Origin of the sequence: Acrocarpospora macrocephala (genome assembly GCF_009687865.1) — a bacterium.
Lineage (GTDB): Bacteria > Actinomycetota > Actinomycetes > Streptosporangiales > Streptosporangiaceae > Acrocarpospora > Acrocarpospora macrocephala.
Map to the genome: position 1 here is coordinate 49,792 of NZ_BLAE01000029.1, position 15,688 is coordinate 65,479.

Below are 15,688 nucleotides of genomic sequence, written 5' to 3' on the forward strand. Positions count from 1 at the left end.
ACTGACGCGGTGTGACAATTTGATTGTGTAGTCATTTGTCATGGCCCTATTCGGCATGACCGGAAATATCAGGAGACGACGTCCTTTCGGCGGAATCGCCGAAATGCGAAGGCGATCAGGATCGCCGCATAGGTGAGGGCGACTGCGACGCCCTTGATCATGCCGCTGTAGTCGGGCACCGGGGCGAGCGCGTCCAGCCAGGCGGTGTTCCAGAACGTGGGCAGGAACTCGCGCAGGCCGCCCAGCGCCTCCACCGCCTGCAGGATGGAGCTCACGATCACCAGCCCGACCGCGCCGCCCACCGCGCCCAACGGGGAGTCGGTGCTCACCGACAGTAGGAACGCCACCGCGGCCACGACCAGGTTGCTGACCATCGCGTACCCGATGACGATGGCGAACTTGGGCAGCACGTCGCCGGCCGGGATGATCTCGCCGGTGCCGGGCACGGTGATGTCGTTCCAGCCGAACACGATCGTCCCGGCGAGCAGCGCCATCAGCGGGACCACGGTCACGGCCGCCGCCGAGTAGCCGAGCGCGACGATCAGCTTCTGCCGCAGCAGCCGGTCGCGGGGGATCGGCGCGGCCAGCAGGTAGCGCAGCGACGACCAGTTGGCCTCGCTCGCCACCGTGTCGCCGCAGAACAGCGCCACCGCGACCACCAGCAGGAAGCTCGCCGACACCGACAGCGCGAACGCGGCGAAGTTCAGCCCGCCCGCCGTCGCCAGGTCGGACAGGCGCAGGCTGTTCTGGTTGTTATTGTTGCCTGGCCCGAACTGGAAGGCGATCACCAGGATCCAGGGCAGCGCCATCAGCAGGCCGAACATGATCAGGGTGCGGCGCCGCTTGAACTGCCGGATGATCTCCACCCGGAGCGGCAGCGTGTGCCCCGGGGCGTAGCCGATCGCGCCGGTGCTCATACCTGCTCTCCGATCAGGTCGAGGAACACGTCCTCCAGGCGGGTGCTGCCGTTGAGGTGACCCCGGCTGAGCAGCTCCGCCACCGGGCCGTTCGAGATCAGCCTGCCCCGGTGCATGACGACGGCGTGGCTGCAGGTCTGCTCGACCTCGCCGAGCAGGTGGCTGGAGACGATCACGGTCCGGTCCTTCGCCGCGTACGACCGAAGGACCTTGCGCATCTCGGCGATCTGGGGCGGGTCGAGACCGTTCGTGGGCTCGTCCAGGACCAGCAGGTCCGGCAGGCCGAGCATGGCCTGCGCGATCGCGAGCCGCTGCCGCATGCCCTGCGAGTACGTGCGGACCGCGCGGTCCACCGCGTTGCCGAGACCGGCGATCTCCAGGGCCTCGTCGAGGTGCGCGTCGGCGGGCGGGCGGCCGGTGGCGCGCCAGTAGAGCTCCAGGTTGTCGCGGCCGGACAGGTGCGGCAGGAAGCCGGGGCCTTCGACGAAGGAGCCCAGCCGGGACAGCACGGGTGCGCCTGGCACGACCTTGCTGCCGAAGATCTTGATCTCGCCCGCGTCGGGGTGGATGAGTCCCATGAGCATGCGCATGGTGGTGGTCTTGCCCGCGCCGTTCGGGCCCAGCAGGCCGAGCACCTGGCCGCGCTCGACCCGGAACGACAGGTCGTCCACGGCCTTCTCGCCGTTGCGGTAGCGCTTGGTCAGGCCGGTGATCTGGAGGGGGACGTCGGCCAGTTCGGGGTCCTGGGTGGTGTCGGCTCGGCGTACCCGGCCGACGAGCACCAGGACGATGGCGACGACGAGCGCGGAGAGAGGCATCGCCCAGGTCCACCAGGCCGGTCCCGTCGCCGGAGCCGACAGCTCGCCGTCGGTGGGGACCACCAGGTCGGGCGAGGCCAGTTCGACCTGGTAGACGGCCGGCGTGGCGGGCGTCGAATACGCCATGTCCGTGGTGGCCAGGACGAGGCGCAGCGTGCGGCCGGTGTCGAACCGGCGGTCCACCGCGGGGAGGGCGATCGTGGCCGTGGTTCCTGACGGGGTCGCGTTCACCCGGAGGGGGGCGGTCAGGTTTCCGGGGAGTACGGCGAGCTGGCCCGTGGTGGCGTCGTAGAGCTTGGCGAAGAGGGTGACCTGGCCGGTGCCGTACACGCGGATCGTGGCGGTGGGGGAGCCGGTGAGGTGGAGCGGGGCCCTTAGGGGAGCGGACTCGAAGGTGGCGGACTGGCCGGGGAGGTCGAGTGCGGCGCTCACACCGGTGGAGGAGTTGCCGAGCAGGCTGCCGAAGCCGGGGATCGAGGAGATCGCCGCCGGAGAGCCGCCTGGCGGGTTCGCTACCTCTTGCGCAGGTCCGGTGAGTGTGACTGCGGTCTGAGCGGTGCCGGAAAGGCCGGAATAGCGGCTGCCTTCCGCGTGCACGATCGTGTTACGCCGGGTGCCGGGGTCACGCCCGCCGTCCCGGGAAACGGTGAACGCCGCGCCCCCTGGCACGGCCGTGGCCGCGCTCTTGCCAGCGGTTTGGTCGGCATTCTGGCCTGCGGTTGGGGCCGGGTTTTGACCTGCGGTCTGCTGGTACGCCGCTGCGGCGGGGTTGCCGGGAGTGGCCGAGTCTTTGAGCCACGTGTCGAACCAGGCGGCAGTGCGGTCGAAGACCCAGTCGCCTTCGCTGTCGCCGCCGTCGTGGCCGCCGTTGATCCAGGCGACTTCGACGGGGGCGCCGGTGGCCGCGATCGCGCGGGCGTTGGCGTCGGCGTGCGACAGCGGGAAGAGGGAGTCTCGCTGGCCTTGAATGATCAGGGAGGGAATCCGGATTTTTCCGGGCACGGAGACGGGGCTCGATCGTCGCAGCAAGTCGATGGCCTGGGGGGTGGCCTGACCCTTTTCGGCGATCTCTTGGTAGATGTCGCAGATCGTCGGCATGAATCGTCCGCACTGCACTTGTTGCGGCGTCAGTCCCATCGCCGCCGGACGTTCAGAGCCGGAGGTTTCCGGAGTTCCGGAAATGTCGGGCGCGTTGGTGGGCGCTGGGCTCGCACCCGTGCTGCCCGCGCCTGTGCCCGTTTCGCCCGCTCCACTTCCGGGCGTGCTCGCTCCGCTTGTGCCCGTTCCGCTCGTGCTTGTACCGGGCGTGCCTGTTCCGCTCGTGCTTGTTCCGGGTGTGCTCGTCCCGCTTGTGCCTGTTCCGGGGGTGCCTGTTCCGCTTGTGCTCGTTCCGCCAAGACCGCCGGCTCCGCCAGAGCCGCCGGTTCCCGTACCTCCGGTCAGGCCGGCGAGGCCGCCCGACGCGCCGCCGCTGAGGCCTGCCAGGCGGTTGCCGCCCGCGCTGAAGAAGATTCCGGCCCACATCTTCTTGAAGACGCCGGTCGCCGGGCCCTGGCCGGTGGCGTTGGGGAACAGGGCGTCGGCCAGGTCGTGCCAGGTGATCTGGGGGGCGATGGCGTCGATTCTGGTGTCGTAGGCGGCGGTCATCAGGGCGATCGCGCCGCCGTACGAGCCGCCGGCCATGCCGACGCGGGGGTCGCCGGCGGCGTCGAGCCGTACCTCGGGGCGGGTGGCGAGCCAGTCGACCAGCTGCTGGACGTCCTTGACCTCGTAGTCGGGGGAGTTGAGGGCGATCTCGCCGGTGGAGCGGCCGAAGCCGCGGGCGGACCAGGTCAGGACCGCGTAGCCGTGCTGGGCCAGGCGCTGGGCCTGGTCGCGGACGCTCGACTTGCTGCCGCCGAAGCCGTGGCCGAGCAGGACGGCGGGGGCCTTGCCGCCGGACGCGGGGGCGAAGAACGTGGCGTCGATCGTGACGCGCTGGTCGTTGGCGGGGCCGTCGAGCACGTCGATCGTCAGGTCCTGGCCGCGCGGCGGTGGCTCCGAGGGCCAGACCGTCCATGTGATCGCGGCCACCGCAAGGACCGCAAGCGCGATCACGGCGGTCATGGCCCGCCGCCCACCAGGGAACGTCATATCGAGAGCTTACTTAGCGTCGCTGAGAGTCGGCTGAGATCACCCGGCAGGTAGCCGTACCTGCCGGGCTGGTTGAACGTGATTGATGAGGTTTGTCCGGCTGGTGGCGTACCTGCTGGGCGGTTTGCGTTAGAAGGTCGATTGGGGTGGTGGGATGAGGTTGTCGGGCGGGCGGCGTACCTGCTGGGCGGTTGAATTTAGAAGGTGATTGGGGTGCTGAGGCGAGGTTCGGTCAAAGAGTGCGCGGCGGTGAGGACATAGTCGCCTTCGACTAGCCTCCAGCCCTTGTCTGTCCAGATTTCTGCGGTTCTCCGAGGGATCTCGATTGTCACGTCGACGCTCGCTCCGGGTTCGGCGTCGGCGACCGCGAATCCGGCCAGCCATCGCGCCGGACGGTTCTCGTCCGGTTCGACCGGCGAAAGGTACGCCTGAACGACTTCCCGTCCGGGACGTGTGCCCGTGTTGCGCAGTCGCACGGTGAGCGTATCGTTCGCGTACCCGATCGACTCGTAGTCCCAGGTCGTGTAGCCGAGGCCGTGGCCGAAGGGGTAGGCGGGTTCGGTGTCCGTCCGATCCCAGGCGCGGTAGCCGATGAACACGCCTTCGTCGTAGCGGATCTCGCCGTCCCGTGGGGTCACGTCGAGGACCGGGCAGTCGGCCATCGCCACCGGCCAGGTCGTCGGCAGCCGCCCGCCCGGTTCGGCCGCGCCGGTCAGCACGTCGGCCAGGGCGTGCCCGCCCTCCTGGCCGGGGAACCAGGTCAGCAACGTCGCCGCGACCTCCTCCCGCCACGGCATTTCCACCGGGGAGCCCGCGTTCACGACCACGATCGTGTTCGGATTGGCCGCCGCCACCCGCGCGACGAGCTCGTCCTGGCGTTCCGGGATGCGCAGCGAGCGCCGGTCGAAGCCCTCGCTCTCGATCTCCTTCGAGGTGCCCACCACGACCACGGCCACATCGGCCTCCCGGGCGGCGGCCTCGGCCTGCGCCAGCAGCGTGTCCGCGTCCGGCCGCGGCTCCCGGTGGGCCAGGCCGAACCCGACGAACGCCAGCGGCATCTCGCCGACCTGGCCCTTGTAGACGGTGTGGACGAGCAGCACGTCCACCGGCCGACCGGCGGTCAGCTCGACCGTGAAGACTTTCTGCGCCGGTACGAAGATCGCATCGGCCGCCTGATCCGGGGGCGGTTTGATCACTCCCTCGTGCAAGGTAGAGCCGTCGATCTCCAGCCGGAAGGCGCCGAGCCCGTCGATCGCGAACTCGTGCACGCCGTCCACGTCCGGGGTGAAGGTGCCGCCGATCTCGACCGTGTGCAGCTCGTCGTACGGCACGGGGGTCTGGCCTATCCATGTCAGCATGCCGTCGACCTGCGGGAACGTCCCCAGGACACGGCCGTCCGCGGCCCTGGCCGTGGAGGTGATGGTGAAGCCGTCGCGGGCTGGGTTGAGGTTGGGGCTGGGGTCGGCGCCTCTGGCGTACGTGACGTCGAGACCGGCGGCACGCAGGCCTTCCAGCGGCGAGACCACATGTTCTGGGTAGACCTGCGCGCTTCCTCCGCCCATCACCCGGGCGTCCTTCGCCAGGCCACCGATCAGCGCGATCCGGGTTCCCGCCGGGAGGGGAAGAATCCCCCGCGTGGCTTGGCCCTGCGGCCACGGCCCGCCGGATCGCGCTGCCGCCGGTTCGTTTCGCAGCAGCGTGACGGAGCGCGCGGCGACTTCCCGGGCGAGAGCCTCCCCGTCAACGTGCTCGAACTCGGAGCGTGGCCCGCTGGTTCGCAGCGCGCCCGTCCTGGCGGCCACCGTGAGGACCCGCAGGACATGCTCGTCCAGGACGGCCTCACTGACCTCGCCCGCCTTCACCGCATCGGCCAGCGCGGGCCCGTACACCGTTCTTGGGCCTGGCATGGCCACGTCAAGCCCGCCGTTCGCGGCCCGCACCGTGTCCCTGGCCGCCGTCCAGTCCGACACGATGAACCCGTCGAACCCCCATTCCTCCCGCAGCACCCGGTTCTGCAGCTCGTCGTGTTCGGTCATCGTTGGGCCGTTGACGCGGTTGTAGGCCGCCATCACCCCGTACGGGCCGGCTTTGAGGTTCACGATCTCGAAGGGCGCGAGATACAGCTCGCGTAACGCCCGCTCGCCGACGAGGACATTCGCCGTGAACCGCTCGGTTTCGAAGTCGTTGGCCACGAAGTGTTTGACCGTGACCGCGACGCCGCGTTCTTGAACGCCGATCACGTATCCGGCCGCGATCTCGCCGCTGAGCAGCGGATCCTCGGAGTAGCACTCGAAGTGGCGTCCGCCCAGCGGTGACCGGTGCAGGTTGACGGTTGGCGCGAGCAGCACGTGCACCCCTTTTCGCCGCGCCTCCTGCGCCAGCAGTCCGCCCACGCGCCGGGCCAGGGCGACATCCCAGGTGGCCGCCAGGGCGGTCGGGCTGGGGAGCGCGATCGACGGGTCCACCGCCGTCCACTCCATTCCCCGGACCCCGATCGGCCCGTCCGACATGACCAGCGAATCCAGGCCGATCTCGGGTATGGCGGGCAACGTCCACATGTCCTGCCCCGCGAGCAGCGCCGCTTTCGTGTCAAGATCGAGTTTCCCGAGCGCCTGAGTCACTTCGTCCATCGTCAGCCTCCGATCGCGATCTCCTCGGCTTCACCATCGCATCGGTGGCCACGTGTTGATAGATGGGCCGTACAGACCCAAAGTCCGTCCTTAGTACGCGATACGGCCACGAATCCGGAGGCATGATTGCGCCGCAGGTAATGACAGCGGCATCATTTCGCGCGTGAACTCTGGAATGTCGCTCAAGCAGGCCCCTGCCCGGATCATTGGGTGGGCTCTCCCATACTGGACACGAGGGACGGCAGGGCGGGAAACCCCCGCGGAGTTGTTCCGTGTCCTCTACCTCGGCTGGCTGGTGGCGTTCGTTTTCAAGGTGCTCGGCTCGTCCTGGGATGTTTCCTGGCACTTCCGGTGGATCCGCGATGACCTTGCCCCGCCGCACCTGCTCAACACGGTCGGCACCGTCATCGCCGTCGGGCTCACGATCGTGCACTGGTACACGGGCTACGGCGTCGACCGCACCGCCTCCCGGCTGATCCAGTGGGGCACCGGGATCTTCCTGATCGCCGTGCCGCTCGACCTGATCAACCACCGGATCAACGGCCTGGACATCACGGCCTGGAGCCCTTCCCACGCGCTCCTGTTCATCGGCACCGCCTTCATGATCGCGGGCGTCATCCGGGGCTGGTTCGTCGGCGCACCCGCCGGGCGCCTGCGCACCACGGTCCTGACGATCCTGTTCGGCTTCTTCCTGGAAAACGCGATCTTCCCCAGCCAGCACCAGGAGTACGGCGTGCTCGGCCTGGCCGCCTGGATCCGCGGCGAACCCGAGGCGGAACCCGCACTGCTCGACTTCGCCGCCGAGACGCTCAAGCGCCCCGTCGACCTGGTGGCCATCCAGAACTTCTCCCTGCCCGTCCCGGACGCCGTCTACTCGGTGTACGCGGGCGTGATCGGCATGATCATCCTCGTGATGGCCCGCATCATGGTCGGCCGCACCGGCACCGCCACCATGATCGCCTTGGGGTACATCGCGTACCGCATGCTGATCTGGCCCCTGCTGGTCGTCGGCGGCTTCCCCGCCTCCGCCATCCCGTTCTTCCTCATCCTCGCGGCCATCGCCGTCGACCTGGCCTTCCTCATCCCCCTCCCCACCTACATCCGCCCTCTCCTCGGCACAGGGCTCATCACCGCGGGCGTCTACGGCGGCCTCTACCTCCAGGACCTTCTCGTGGAAGCCCCCCCGTACGCCCCTGGCTCCTGGCCTCTGGCCGCCGGCCTCCTGCTCGCCACCTGGCTCCTCACCGAACTCGTCACCCGCCGCTACCATCTCCGCGCCGAGGACGCCGTGGCCGAACGCCACTGAACGGGCTTAAGCCACCTGGCTCCTCGCCCGCGAGCGCCGTGGCCGAACGCCACTGAACGGTTTTCGCCTCCGGATCACCCTGGAGTTGAGGCTTTGGCGGGCATCTCGTGATGGCGTTGAATCTTCAGCAGGGCCGCCGACTCCAGGCGGGGCGTTGACGACTGAGGGGTCAAGATCGACACAACCTGCGTCTTCTGCGACATCATCGCCGAACGCGCGTCCGCCACCATCGTCCGCGCCTGGCCGGAAACGATCGCGATCGCGCCCATCGACCCGGTCACACCCGGGCACGTCCTCGTCATCCCGCACACGCACGTCACCGACGTCGCCGAGAGCCCCGAAGTCTCAGCCCGCACCATGGCCAGGGCCGCCGAACTGGCCGCCGAACACCCGGCCGTCAACATCATCACCTCCCGCGGCAAGGCCGCCACCCAGTCGGTGTTCCATCTCCACCTCCACGTCGTCCCCCGCGTACCAGGCGACCGCCTCCTCCTCCCGTGGCCTTCCCTACCATGACCCACGGTGTCGCGTCTCCGGACGACCTCCCTCAGGAGCCTGCGATCGTGACCTATGGTGGCGCTGCGTATCCCGCGTCTCCGGACCACCACCCTTTGGAGCCTTCGATGACACTCACCGTTGTCTGGGCCCGCGAGCCAATCCCCGCCGATCCGTCGATCTTCCTGGCCGGGCCGATGCCGCGAGCGAGCATTCCCGTTCCCTCCTGGCACTCTGCGGCGATCTCGCTCCTCGGCGAACTGCGCACCCGCCCGCTGACCGTCCTCACCCCCGAATCACGCGACGGCATTCGTGCGGAGCACTACGACGACCAGTTCGCCTGGGAGAACGCCGCCCGGGAAGCGGCAACGGCGATTCTCTTCTGGATCCCCCGGGACTTGGCCACCCTTCCCGGTTTCACCACGAACGTCGAGTTCGGTCATGACGTACGTACCGGCAAGGTGGTGCTCGGCTGCCCGCCGGACTGCCCGAATCCGGAACGTAACCGGTACCTGATCCGGCTGGCGGAGCACTACGCGGTGCCGGTTCGCCAGACGCTCGCCGACACCGTCGTGGCGGCACTCGCGATCGTGGAGGCACGACGCCCAACCGCCTGAAGGCTTGTCTCTAGGTAGAGCCGGATCGCGCGCGTGTTGCTTGCCAGAGTTGCTCGAGGCACTGAGGCGTAACGGCCGAGCCAGAGCCATCCGCTTCACCACCCTGACCGCCCTCTGCCAGGCCCTGAACTGCCAGCCCGGCGACCTCCTCAGCTACCAGAACGAGTGATCGTTTGTAATGCCCGGCCGCCTGGGGCGGATTTGCAGGCATGGAACGTCCGCCGTTGAGCATGGATGACCTGGTCGAGCACTCGGCCGCGCTCGCAGTACCCGATGGAGACGGGCAGGCCGCGCCATGAGCTTCGCTACCTACGCCCGGCGCGTCCGCAATCGTGACCTGCCCTACAACCACCGGCACACGGCCCTGCGTTGCGCCGTCGGACGGCACATGCCCCTCGGGTTCACCGCCACTTGGCAGTACATCACCGACGCAGCCGGACCTGTCCGCCGCGATGAAGCCGCGCTACTCCGGGCCCTCGACATCCTGGAGACCAGCCGCGCCGCCCGACTGCGTGAGATAGCCGCGTTCGCCGCACGACGCCGGGCGGAGAAGCAGCGCGGATACGGCGTGCGCCACGACGAGCAACGGTACCGATTCGGGCCCCGCTGGTACGGGCCGGACGCCCACGAGGCGATGTATCAGACCGTCCAGACCTTGTGGGCCGAACACATCGCCCTCCCATTTCCCGAGATGCCCAACGACGCCCTGATAGTGGACACCCATTCGGCGGGCTGCATCTTGAGCTATCTCCGTTCGGGCGGCCAGGTGACCGGCGACGATCAGGCGGTCCTTCGCGGATACGTCGCCAGTCTGCACCGGCGCCTCTCCGGCGACCTCGAGGATATGGAGACCGTCCGGTACTTCCTACGGTTAGCGAAGATGGCCGACCTCGTCCTGCACGACGCCCTGCCGCTGATCCGGCGGGGATCGGTCGACGACGCCGCCGCGGTCCGCGAGGTCTTCCTATCCGCCACAGCCGACAAGCCGTATCTGCGGGACACCGAACCCGACGCCGGAAGCCCTGGAGGGATCAGCGGATTCCTGTCCTGCGGCTACAGCCACGAACTTTGGGTCGCCGAACTGCGCGGCCAGATCGTCGCCTTCGCCACGCTCAGCATCGACCAACTCGGCCATCTCTTCGTGACGCCCAGCCTTCAACGTCGTGGCATCGGCACTGATCTGATCGCCCATGCCAAGCGCGCCAGGCCCGAGGAGCTGCGCCTGCACACCTTCCAGCGCAACACGGACGCGTGTCGCTTCTATGAACGGCGCGGCTTCACCGTGTCCGGGTTCGACGACGAGCCAGGCGAACCAGACGTGACCTACTCTTGGCAGCGCCGACCTCCAGCACGATGAGCCGCAAACACGCGCGACGTGGCGGGACATCTCCCAGCCACTTCTCGGTCGGGCCCAGCTCTCGCAGCAACTGCAAACGGGTCTTGAACATGCTCAAGGAGCCGGCCTTGGCCACCTCCTTCAAAGCGGCACCTGTTCTGCCGCGAGGCCGACAGTTCCGTCCACCAGCTGACCTCTTAGCTGGTCGCCTGCATGGATACGCGGGGGACGACGCCGATGACCTTGACGTCCTTCTTGTAGGGCAGGGTCACGCCGCGCTCCTCGCCCGAGCTGGATCCGGCCTGCCAGGTGAGGTCCGCAGTCGCTGCAGTCGAGTCGGTCTCCGCCTTGGACACCTCGAACGTGATCGTGTGTTCGCCCATCCCGCCGGGCTGTCTGGAGCCGACGCTGAACACCAGTGCCATGCACCCGCCGATCACGGCTAGGGGAAGCACGATCACGAGAACGATGATCAGCGGCCATCTGCTGTGCGGCTTCGGCGGCTGGTGGTAGCTGGGTGGCGGGCCGTACGGCTGGGCGTACGGGGGCTGCGGTGGGCGCGGCGGGTGGGTCATAGGGGCCTCGTCAGGTAGGCGTCCGGTGCCAGGTGGGACGCCTGGGACACCAATCAGGTTGGCAGGGCGTGGCCGATGAGCGTGAGACCTCTTGCAGGGGCGATGAGGACCGCTCGGCACCAGCGGCGCGCGGCGGCCGAGCAGCTGACGGTTCACCTTCGGCGTGGGCAATGGAGTGTTGTCATCGGTCCGGTGGGTGGGTCAGGCGACGGGGGCGCGGGTGAGGGCTACGGCGACGCCGTACGCCAGGCCCATGATGGTGAGTTCGAGGGCGGCCCAGGTGGCGAAGGTGGTGGGGTGGGCTTGGGTGATTTTGGGGAGGAGGCGCCAGCGGATGTTGGCGGCTAGGAGGGCGATGGTGGCGGCGAAGGCGGTTTTGGCTAGGAGGAGTTGGCCGTAGCCGGTGGTGAGGAGGGAGGCGGGGAAGGGCTCCGTGGGGGTGAGGAGGAGTTCCACGATGCCGTTGAAGAGGCCGGAGAGGCCGACCAGGAACAGGCAGATGGTGGCGAGGCGGGAGAAGCGGGGGAGGGTGGTGGCCAGGAGGGAGCGGTTGGTGGCGAGGAAGAGGGTTATCGCCAGGAGGCCGCCGGTCCAGGCTGAGGCGCCGATGACGTGGAGCTCCATGGAGACCATGCTGAGGTCGTGCCAGTACCAGTTGGAGGCGTGGCCGGTGACGGGGAGGGGGAGGAGGCCGAACATCGCGATGAGGACGCGGAGTTCGGCGGGGACCTTCTCGCCGAAGCGGATGGCGAGGGTGCCGATGGCGGCGCTGACCAGGGCGGCGGAGGCGCTGACGATCAGGCCTTGGCCGCTGCCGATCGTCTCCACGTAGGCGCCGACGTCGGGGATCTGGCCGGGCATCACCTCGGCGGCGCTGAGCAGGGTGGCGAGCAGGGCCGCGGCGCACCAGGTGAGTGCGGACATGACGGCCCAGTGCCGGGCTCGGGCGGCGATCGGTTCGGTACGGTCCGCGTCGTCGAAACCCAGAAGCTTGGGCAGCAGGCTCAGGCCGACGGTCGCCAGGGCGGCGAGGTCCAGGAGCAGGCGGGTGATGGGCAGGCCGTAGTCCACGAGGATGCCGGGGACGGGGATGCCGGGGGCCTCTTCGGGGGCGGTCAGCCAGGTGGCGATGATGACGGCGAAGACGCCGGCGATGGCCAGGCCCGCCAGGGGGATCGATCGTCGAGGTTGGCTGTCGACGTCCGGCGGGACGGATCGGTCCGTGCTGGAAGGTGGCCGTGGCGATGGCGTCAGGTCAGTGGCCGCGCTTGCGGTGGTCGGCGCTTCTTCGCCGGATCCGGATCCGATGTGGGGGTCGGCATCGATGTCGGAGCCGGAGGCCGTGTCCGGGTTGGTGCTTAGCGTGTGGTCAGGGGTGGTGGTCATGCCGCACCTCGTGCCTGGCGGTCGTGGCGGGCCAGGGTGCGGACGGTGAGGGCGAGGAGGGCTGCCGTGGCGGCGAGGAGACCCCAGACCCAGCTGCCGCCGCCGGAAGGGGGGTTTGCTACGGAGGAGAGGGGGACTGCTGGGGGCGACTGCGCGGGGGCCGGGGTGGTGGCGGGCGTCGGGTCCGTAGTAGCCGAGGTGGAGGGCGTTGGGTCGGTGGTGGCCAGGGTTGGGTTGGGGGCGGTGTAGGTGAAGGTGATTTGGCCGGTTACGGGGTGGCCGTCGTTGGAGAGGATTTGGTAGCCGATGGTGTAGGTGCCGGAGGTGGTCGGGGGGGTCACGGGAGTGACTACGTCGTTCTTTTCGACGGTGATGGTGCCGGATTCGTAGTGGGTGCCGGTTGTGTCGGTGAGGGCGATTTTGGCGAACTCGGGGCGTACCGGCTGGTCGAAGGTTAGGCGGACTTCGGTGGGGGCGGTGGTGAGGTGGGAGCCTTTGGACGGGTTGCTGCCTAGCAGGACGTTGTGGGCCTGGGCGGCGGGGAGCGGGGCTGCCAGGGTGGCGGCGCTCGCTAGCAGCAGGACCGTGAGTAGACGCCTCACCTGTCGATGACCTTCCGTTGGCTTTGGTGGTACGGAGCCATGGTGCCATCTATCGGTTTGGTGCGTGACCTGCCCGATTCTGGGATGAAAGCCCGGGTCGCGTGAGCGTCACCTTTCTCACGCGACCCGGGGGCTTAGGGGGTTAGAGCTTCGTCCAGAGGGCGGGGACGTTGGCGGGTTCCCAGCCGGCAAGGGCGGTGTGGGACTGGCGGCATTCGTAGGTGGATCCGGCGTAAGTCACCTTCGCTCCGACCGTGTACGCCGTTCCGGCAGCCCAGGCCGGGAACTGGCCCGTTGGCGACGGCGACGGCGACGGCGACGGGGAAGGCGAAGGAGATGGCGACGGGGAAGGCGAAGGAGACGGCGACGGTGACGGTGACGGGGAAGGCGAGGGGGATGGCGATGGAGAAGGCGACGGGGAGGGGTTGCCTGTGCAGGGGCCTAGGTCTCGCCAGACTTCGTTGGTGCCGGGCTGGTTGTTCTGGGTCCACCAGCGGGCTTCCCAGGTCTTGCCGCCGAACGAGACCTGCATTCCGTTCGTGTAGATGGAGGTGGACACCCAGGCAGGTGCCGTGCAGGTTCCGCCTGACGGCGAGGGCGATGGCGACGGTGACCCAGACGGCGATCCGGACGGCGACGGAGAGGGACCCACGCCGCCCCGCGCATAATCCTGGAGGATTCCGTAGGTGTTCCCCCCGAACGTGACCGTCCAGTTGGAAGGCGTCGAAGTCGGCAGATAGTAGACAAAGGCGACGTCCACCGAAGCCCCCGGCGCCAGTGTCTGCCAGCTGGGAAGCTTCAACGACACCCGGTTGTAGACGCCCTTCAACCCGCCGATGTTGTTAGCCGCCGTATGGTCCTTACGAATCACCTGCGCCCCGAACCCCGACTGATCGGCCGCGTTACCAGGAGCGGAAGTCGAGTAATCGAACTGGAACTCCGTCCCACCCGGCAGCGTCGAAGCCGAATTATTGGTGATCCGGATCTTCGGATTGATCGGGTAGTTGTTGTCGCCCAGCGCGAACTCCCGGAACTCCACCCCGATATCCAGCTTCTGCGCGGGAATCGACGTCGTAGCCCGCACAGCCCCATACGGCGACGCGTTCTTGAACTTGTCATACATCAGCGTGGTCAACGTGGACCCGGGCTCATACTGCCCCTTCGCGGAATTGAACGAGTAGTCGCCCGCGAGCTCCCACATCATCGTCCCGCCGAGACCCTTCGCCACGACATAGTCGGCCTTCGCCGCCACCGACTGGTCGTCCTCGGTCGACAGGAACACCCGCTTCGTCGAATTCCACAACCACGGCGCGACCAGCCCGGCATCGTAGAACCGCGTATAGGTCCCCTGAAGCGTCGCCCCACCCAACCCGTACGACGCGAGATAGTCCCCGAGAATCCCCTGCTGCAGATTCTTGGCATGCCACATCGGATTGGACCCCGCGGGCATCTCCAGCCCGTTCTCCACGTCATGCCACAGGTTGTCGATCCCGACGGCCCCATCACCGCACTTGGTCAGCCCGGTAGGACACGTCGTCCCCACCGCACGCCCCCAGAGCCCATTGGTCCCACCGGTGACGTTCCTGAACCCCCGCGTGTAGTACGGCAACCCGATATTGATCCGCCCGGCCGGCATCGCCCCACGGAAGTAGTGATAAGCCCAGTCGGTATTGAGATACCCGATCCCCCCATACTGCTGGGTCGTGTACACACTCGCCGCCGCGAGCTCCCCGTCCTTCCCGTCGTCATACAACGCCGCATTCGGCCCGACAAACTCATTCCAGGCCCCATGCAGGTCATACGACATGATGTTCACGTAATCGAGATACTGCGTGACCTGGAAAGTCTCCTGCCCCCGCAGCAGATACCCACTGGAAGGCGCGGCCACGGTCAGCAGGTAGTACTTCCCATCCGCCACCGCCGCCGCGTCGAGCTTGGCCCGCAGCGTCTTCATCAGGGCCACATAGCCCTTCATCAGATGCGCGCGTTTCCCGTTGGCGATCGACCAGTCGAGCGGATTCCCCGCGTCCTTCATCGACGTCGGGTACTCGTAGTCGACATCCACCCCGTTGAACCCGTACTGCCGGATGAACGCCACCGCCGAATCCGCGAACGTGTTGATGCCCGCCTGATTCACCGACCCGTCGCCGTTCACCGTCATCGAGTAGAACCCGCCCGACGCCTGCCGGTCGCCGTTCGCGTCGAAGAACCCACCGGTCTCGGCCCACCCGCCGACGGAGATCAGCGTCTTCGTGTTCGGGAACTGCTTCTTGAACTTGCTCAGCAGATTGAAGTGCCCCTTGTAGGCGAAAGCCGGATCCAGCTCGGCCCCCGCCACCCCGGGCCACTCCCTCCCGATGGCCGCGTTCGCCGGAACCTGGCTCCCGACCGACAACCGGTTATCGGCACCGACGTGCCCGAACGCGTAGTTGATATGAGTGACCTTCCCCCACGGAATGTCACTGACCAGATACCGCGTCTGCCCGTTGGTCCCGTCCCGCCAGCCGGTGAAATACCCGATGATCCGCCGCGGATGGTCCGCGCCGTTCTTCTCCCTGCCGTTCTCGTCGTACGCCAGGCAGTACGGCACATCCAGCCCAGGCGTGCGATACAGCCCGTCGGGACGGCAGGTCTCGTTGTCGACGGCCGCGCTGGCGCCGTGAATGGACAGGAGTGCGGCCACGAGAGCGAGCGAGGCTCCCGCGGCGGCTGCGCGCAGGCGCACGTGCCACCTCCGATTGGCGACGGTCGGAGCTCGCGGATTCCGGCGACTCGCGACAGAACAGTTGGTCCCACCCCGCCCCAGGCGGGATTGATCGCGAACCTAAGTCGTCTGATCAGGCCCGTCAATGGTTTCTTTTAAGAAAGTTTCC

12 protein-coding genes and 1 pseudogene are annotated in these 15,688 nt (G+C 68.0%); 5 read left to right on the forward strand and 8 right to left on the reverse strand.

The annotated features are described in order from the left end of the window. Positions 1-68 precede the first annotated feature (68 nt). The 3 genes from Amac_RS24595 to Amac_RS24610 form a co-directional block, all read right to left on the reverse strand. Entirely contained in the window at positions 69-917 is an 849-nt protein-coding gene (locus Amac_RS24595; protein ID WP_155356759.1) for an ABC transporter permease, read from the reverse strand. Next, positions 914-3,868 (reverse strand): alpha/beta fold hydrolase, encoded by a 2,955-nt coding sequence (locus tag Amac_RS24600; protein ID WP_246268647.1) that lies wholly within the window; start codon positions 3,866-3,868, stop codon positions 914-916. The genes Amac_RS24595 and Amac_RS24600 overlap by 4 nt, the downstream gene beginning before the upstream one ends. 197 nt (positions 3,869-4,065) lie before the next feature. Then, a complete protein-coding gene (locus tag Amac_RS24610) occupies positions 4,066-6,498 on the reverse strand; it encodes a beta-glucosidase family protein (RefSeq protein ID WP_155356760.1) in 2,433 nt (810 codons plus the stop codon). Positions 6,499-6,661: 163 nt separating this feature from the next. Between Amac_RS24610 and Amac_RS24615 the strand changes: the two genes are divergently transcribed. After that, positions 6,662-7,804 (forward strand): hypothetical protein, encoded by a 1,143-nt coding sequence (locus Amac_RS24615; protein WP_155356761.1) that lies wholly within the window; start codon positions 6,662-6,664, stop codon positions 7,802-7,804. 74 nt (positions 7,805-7,878) lie between these two features. Here Amac_RS24615 and Amac_RS56365 read toward each other — a convergent pair whose 3' ends face one another. Continuing rightward, complete coding sequence (locus tag Amac_RS56365) at positions 7,879-8,085, reverse strand: hypothetical protein (protein WP_246268649.1); 207 nt, start codon at positions 8,083-8,085, stop codon at positions 7,879-7,881. On the opposite strand from Amac_RS56365, the gene Amac_RS24620 reads away from it, so the two are divergent. The 4 genes and pseudogenes from Amac_RS24620 to Amac_RS24635 all read left to right on the forward strand — a co-directional run bounded on the left by Amac_RS24620 (position 8,033) and on the right by Amac_RS24635 (position 10,273). After that, positions 8,033-8,320, forward strand: a complete 288-nt coding sequence (locus Amac_RS24620) for an HIT domain-containing protein (RefSeq protein WP_246268671.1) — start codon at positions 8,033-8,035, stop codon at positions 8,318-8,320. The genes Amac_RS56365 and Amac_RS24620 overlap by 53 nt on opposite strands. A 107-nt stretch (positions 8,321-8,427) precedes the next feature. Continuing rightward, positions 8,428-8,916, forward strand: a complete 489-nt coding sequence (locus Amac_RS24625; RefSeq protein WP_155356763.1) for a nucleoside 2-deoxyribosyltransferase domain-containing protein — start codon at positions 8,428-8,430, stop codon at positions 8,914-8,916. A 67-nt stretch (positions 8,917-8,983) separates the two neighbouring features. Further along, positions 8,984-9,085: pseudogene (locus tag Amac_RS58395) on the forward strand (helix-turn-helix domain-containing protein); the annotation flags it as partial. Positions 9,086-9,211: 126 nt separating this feature from the next. Beyond that, the gene (locus tag Amac_RS24635) at positions 9,212-10,273 is read left to right on the forward strand and encodes a GNAT family N-acetyltransferase (RefSeq protein WP_155356765.1); all 1,062 of its coding nucleotides are present in this window, start codon (positions 9,212-9,214) and stop codon (positions 10,271-10,273) included. Between the two features lie 176 nt (positions 10,274-10,449). On the opposite strand, the gene Amac_RS24640 is transcribed toward Amac_RS24635, so the two are convergent. The 4 genes from Amac_RS24640 to Amac_RS24655 all read right to left on the reverse strand — a co-directional run bounded on the left by Amac_RS24640 (position 10,450) and on the right by Amac_RS24655 (position 15,540). Beyond that, a complete protein-coding gene (locus Amac_RS24640; RefSeq protein ID WP_155356766.1) occupies positions 10,450-10,827 on the reverse strand; it encodes a hypothetical protein in 378 nt (125 codons plus the stop codon). Positions 10,828-11,028: 201 nt separating this feature from the next. Continuing rightward, positions 11,029-12,213 carry a CopD family protein gene (locus Amac_RS24645; RefSeq protein ID WP_155356767.1) on the reverse strand — a complete coding sequence of 395 codons (1,185 nt, stop codon included), beginning with the start codon at positions 12,211-12,213 and terminating at the stop codon, positions 11,029-11,031. Next, positions 12,210-12,815 carry a copper resistance CopC family protein gene (locus Amac_RS24650; RefSeq protein WP_170322625.1) on the reverse strand — a complete coding sequence of 202 codons (606 nt, stop codon included), beginning with the start codon at positions 12,813-12,815 and terminating at the stop codon, positions 12,210-12,212. The genes Amac_RS24645 and Amac_RS24650 overlap by 4 nt, the downstream gene beginning before the upstream one ends. Before the next feature lie 142 nt (positions 12,816-12,957). Beyond that, positions 12,958-15,540: a chitinase C-terminal domain-containing protein gene (locus Amac_RS24655; protein ID WP_155356769.1), complete on the reverse strand. Its 2,583-nt coding sequence runs from the start codon at positions 15,538-15,540 to the stop codon at positions 12,958-12,960. Positions 15,541-15,688: the final 148 nt, after the last annotated feature.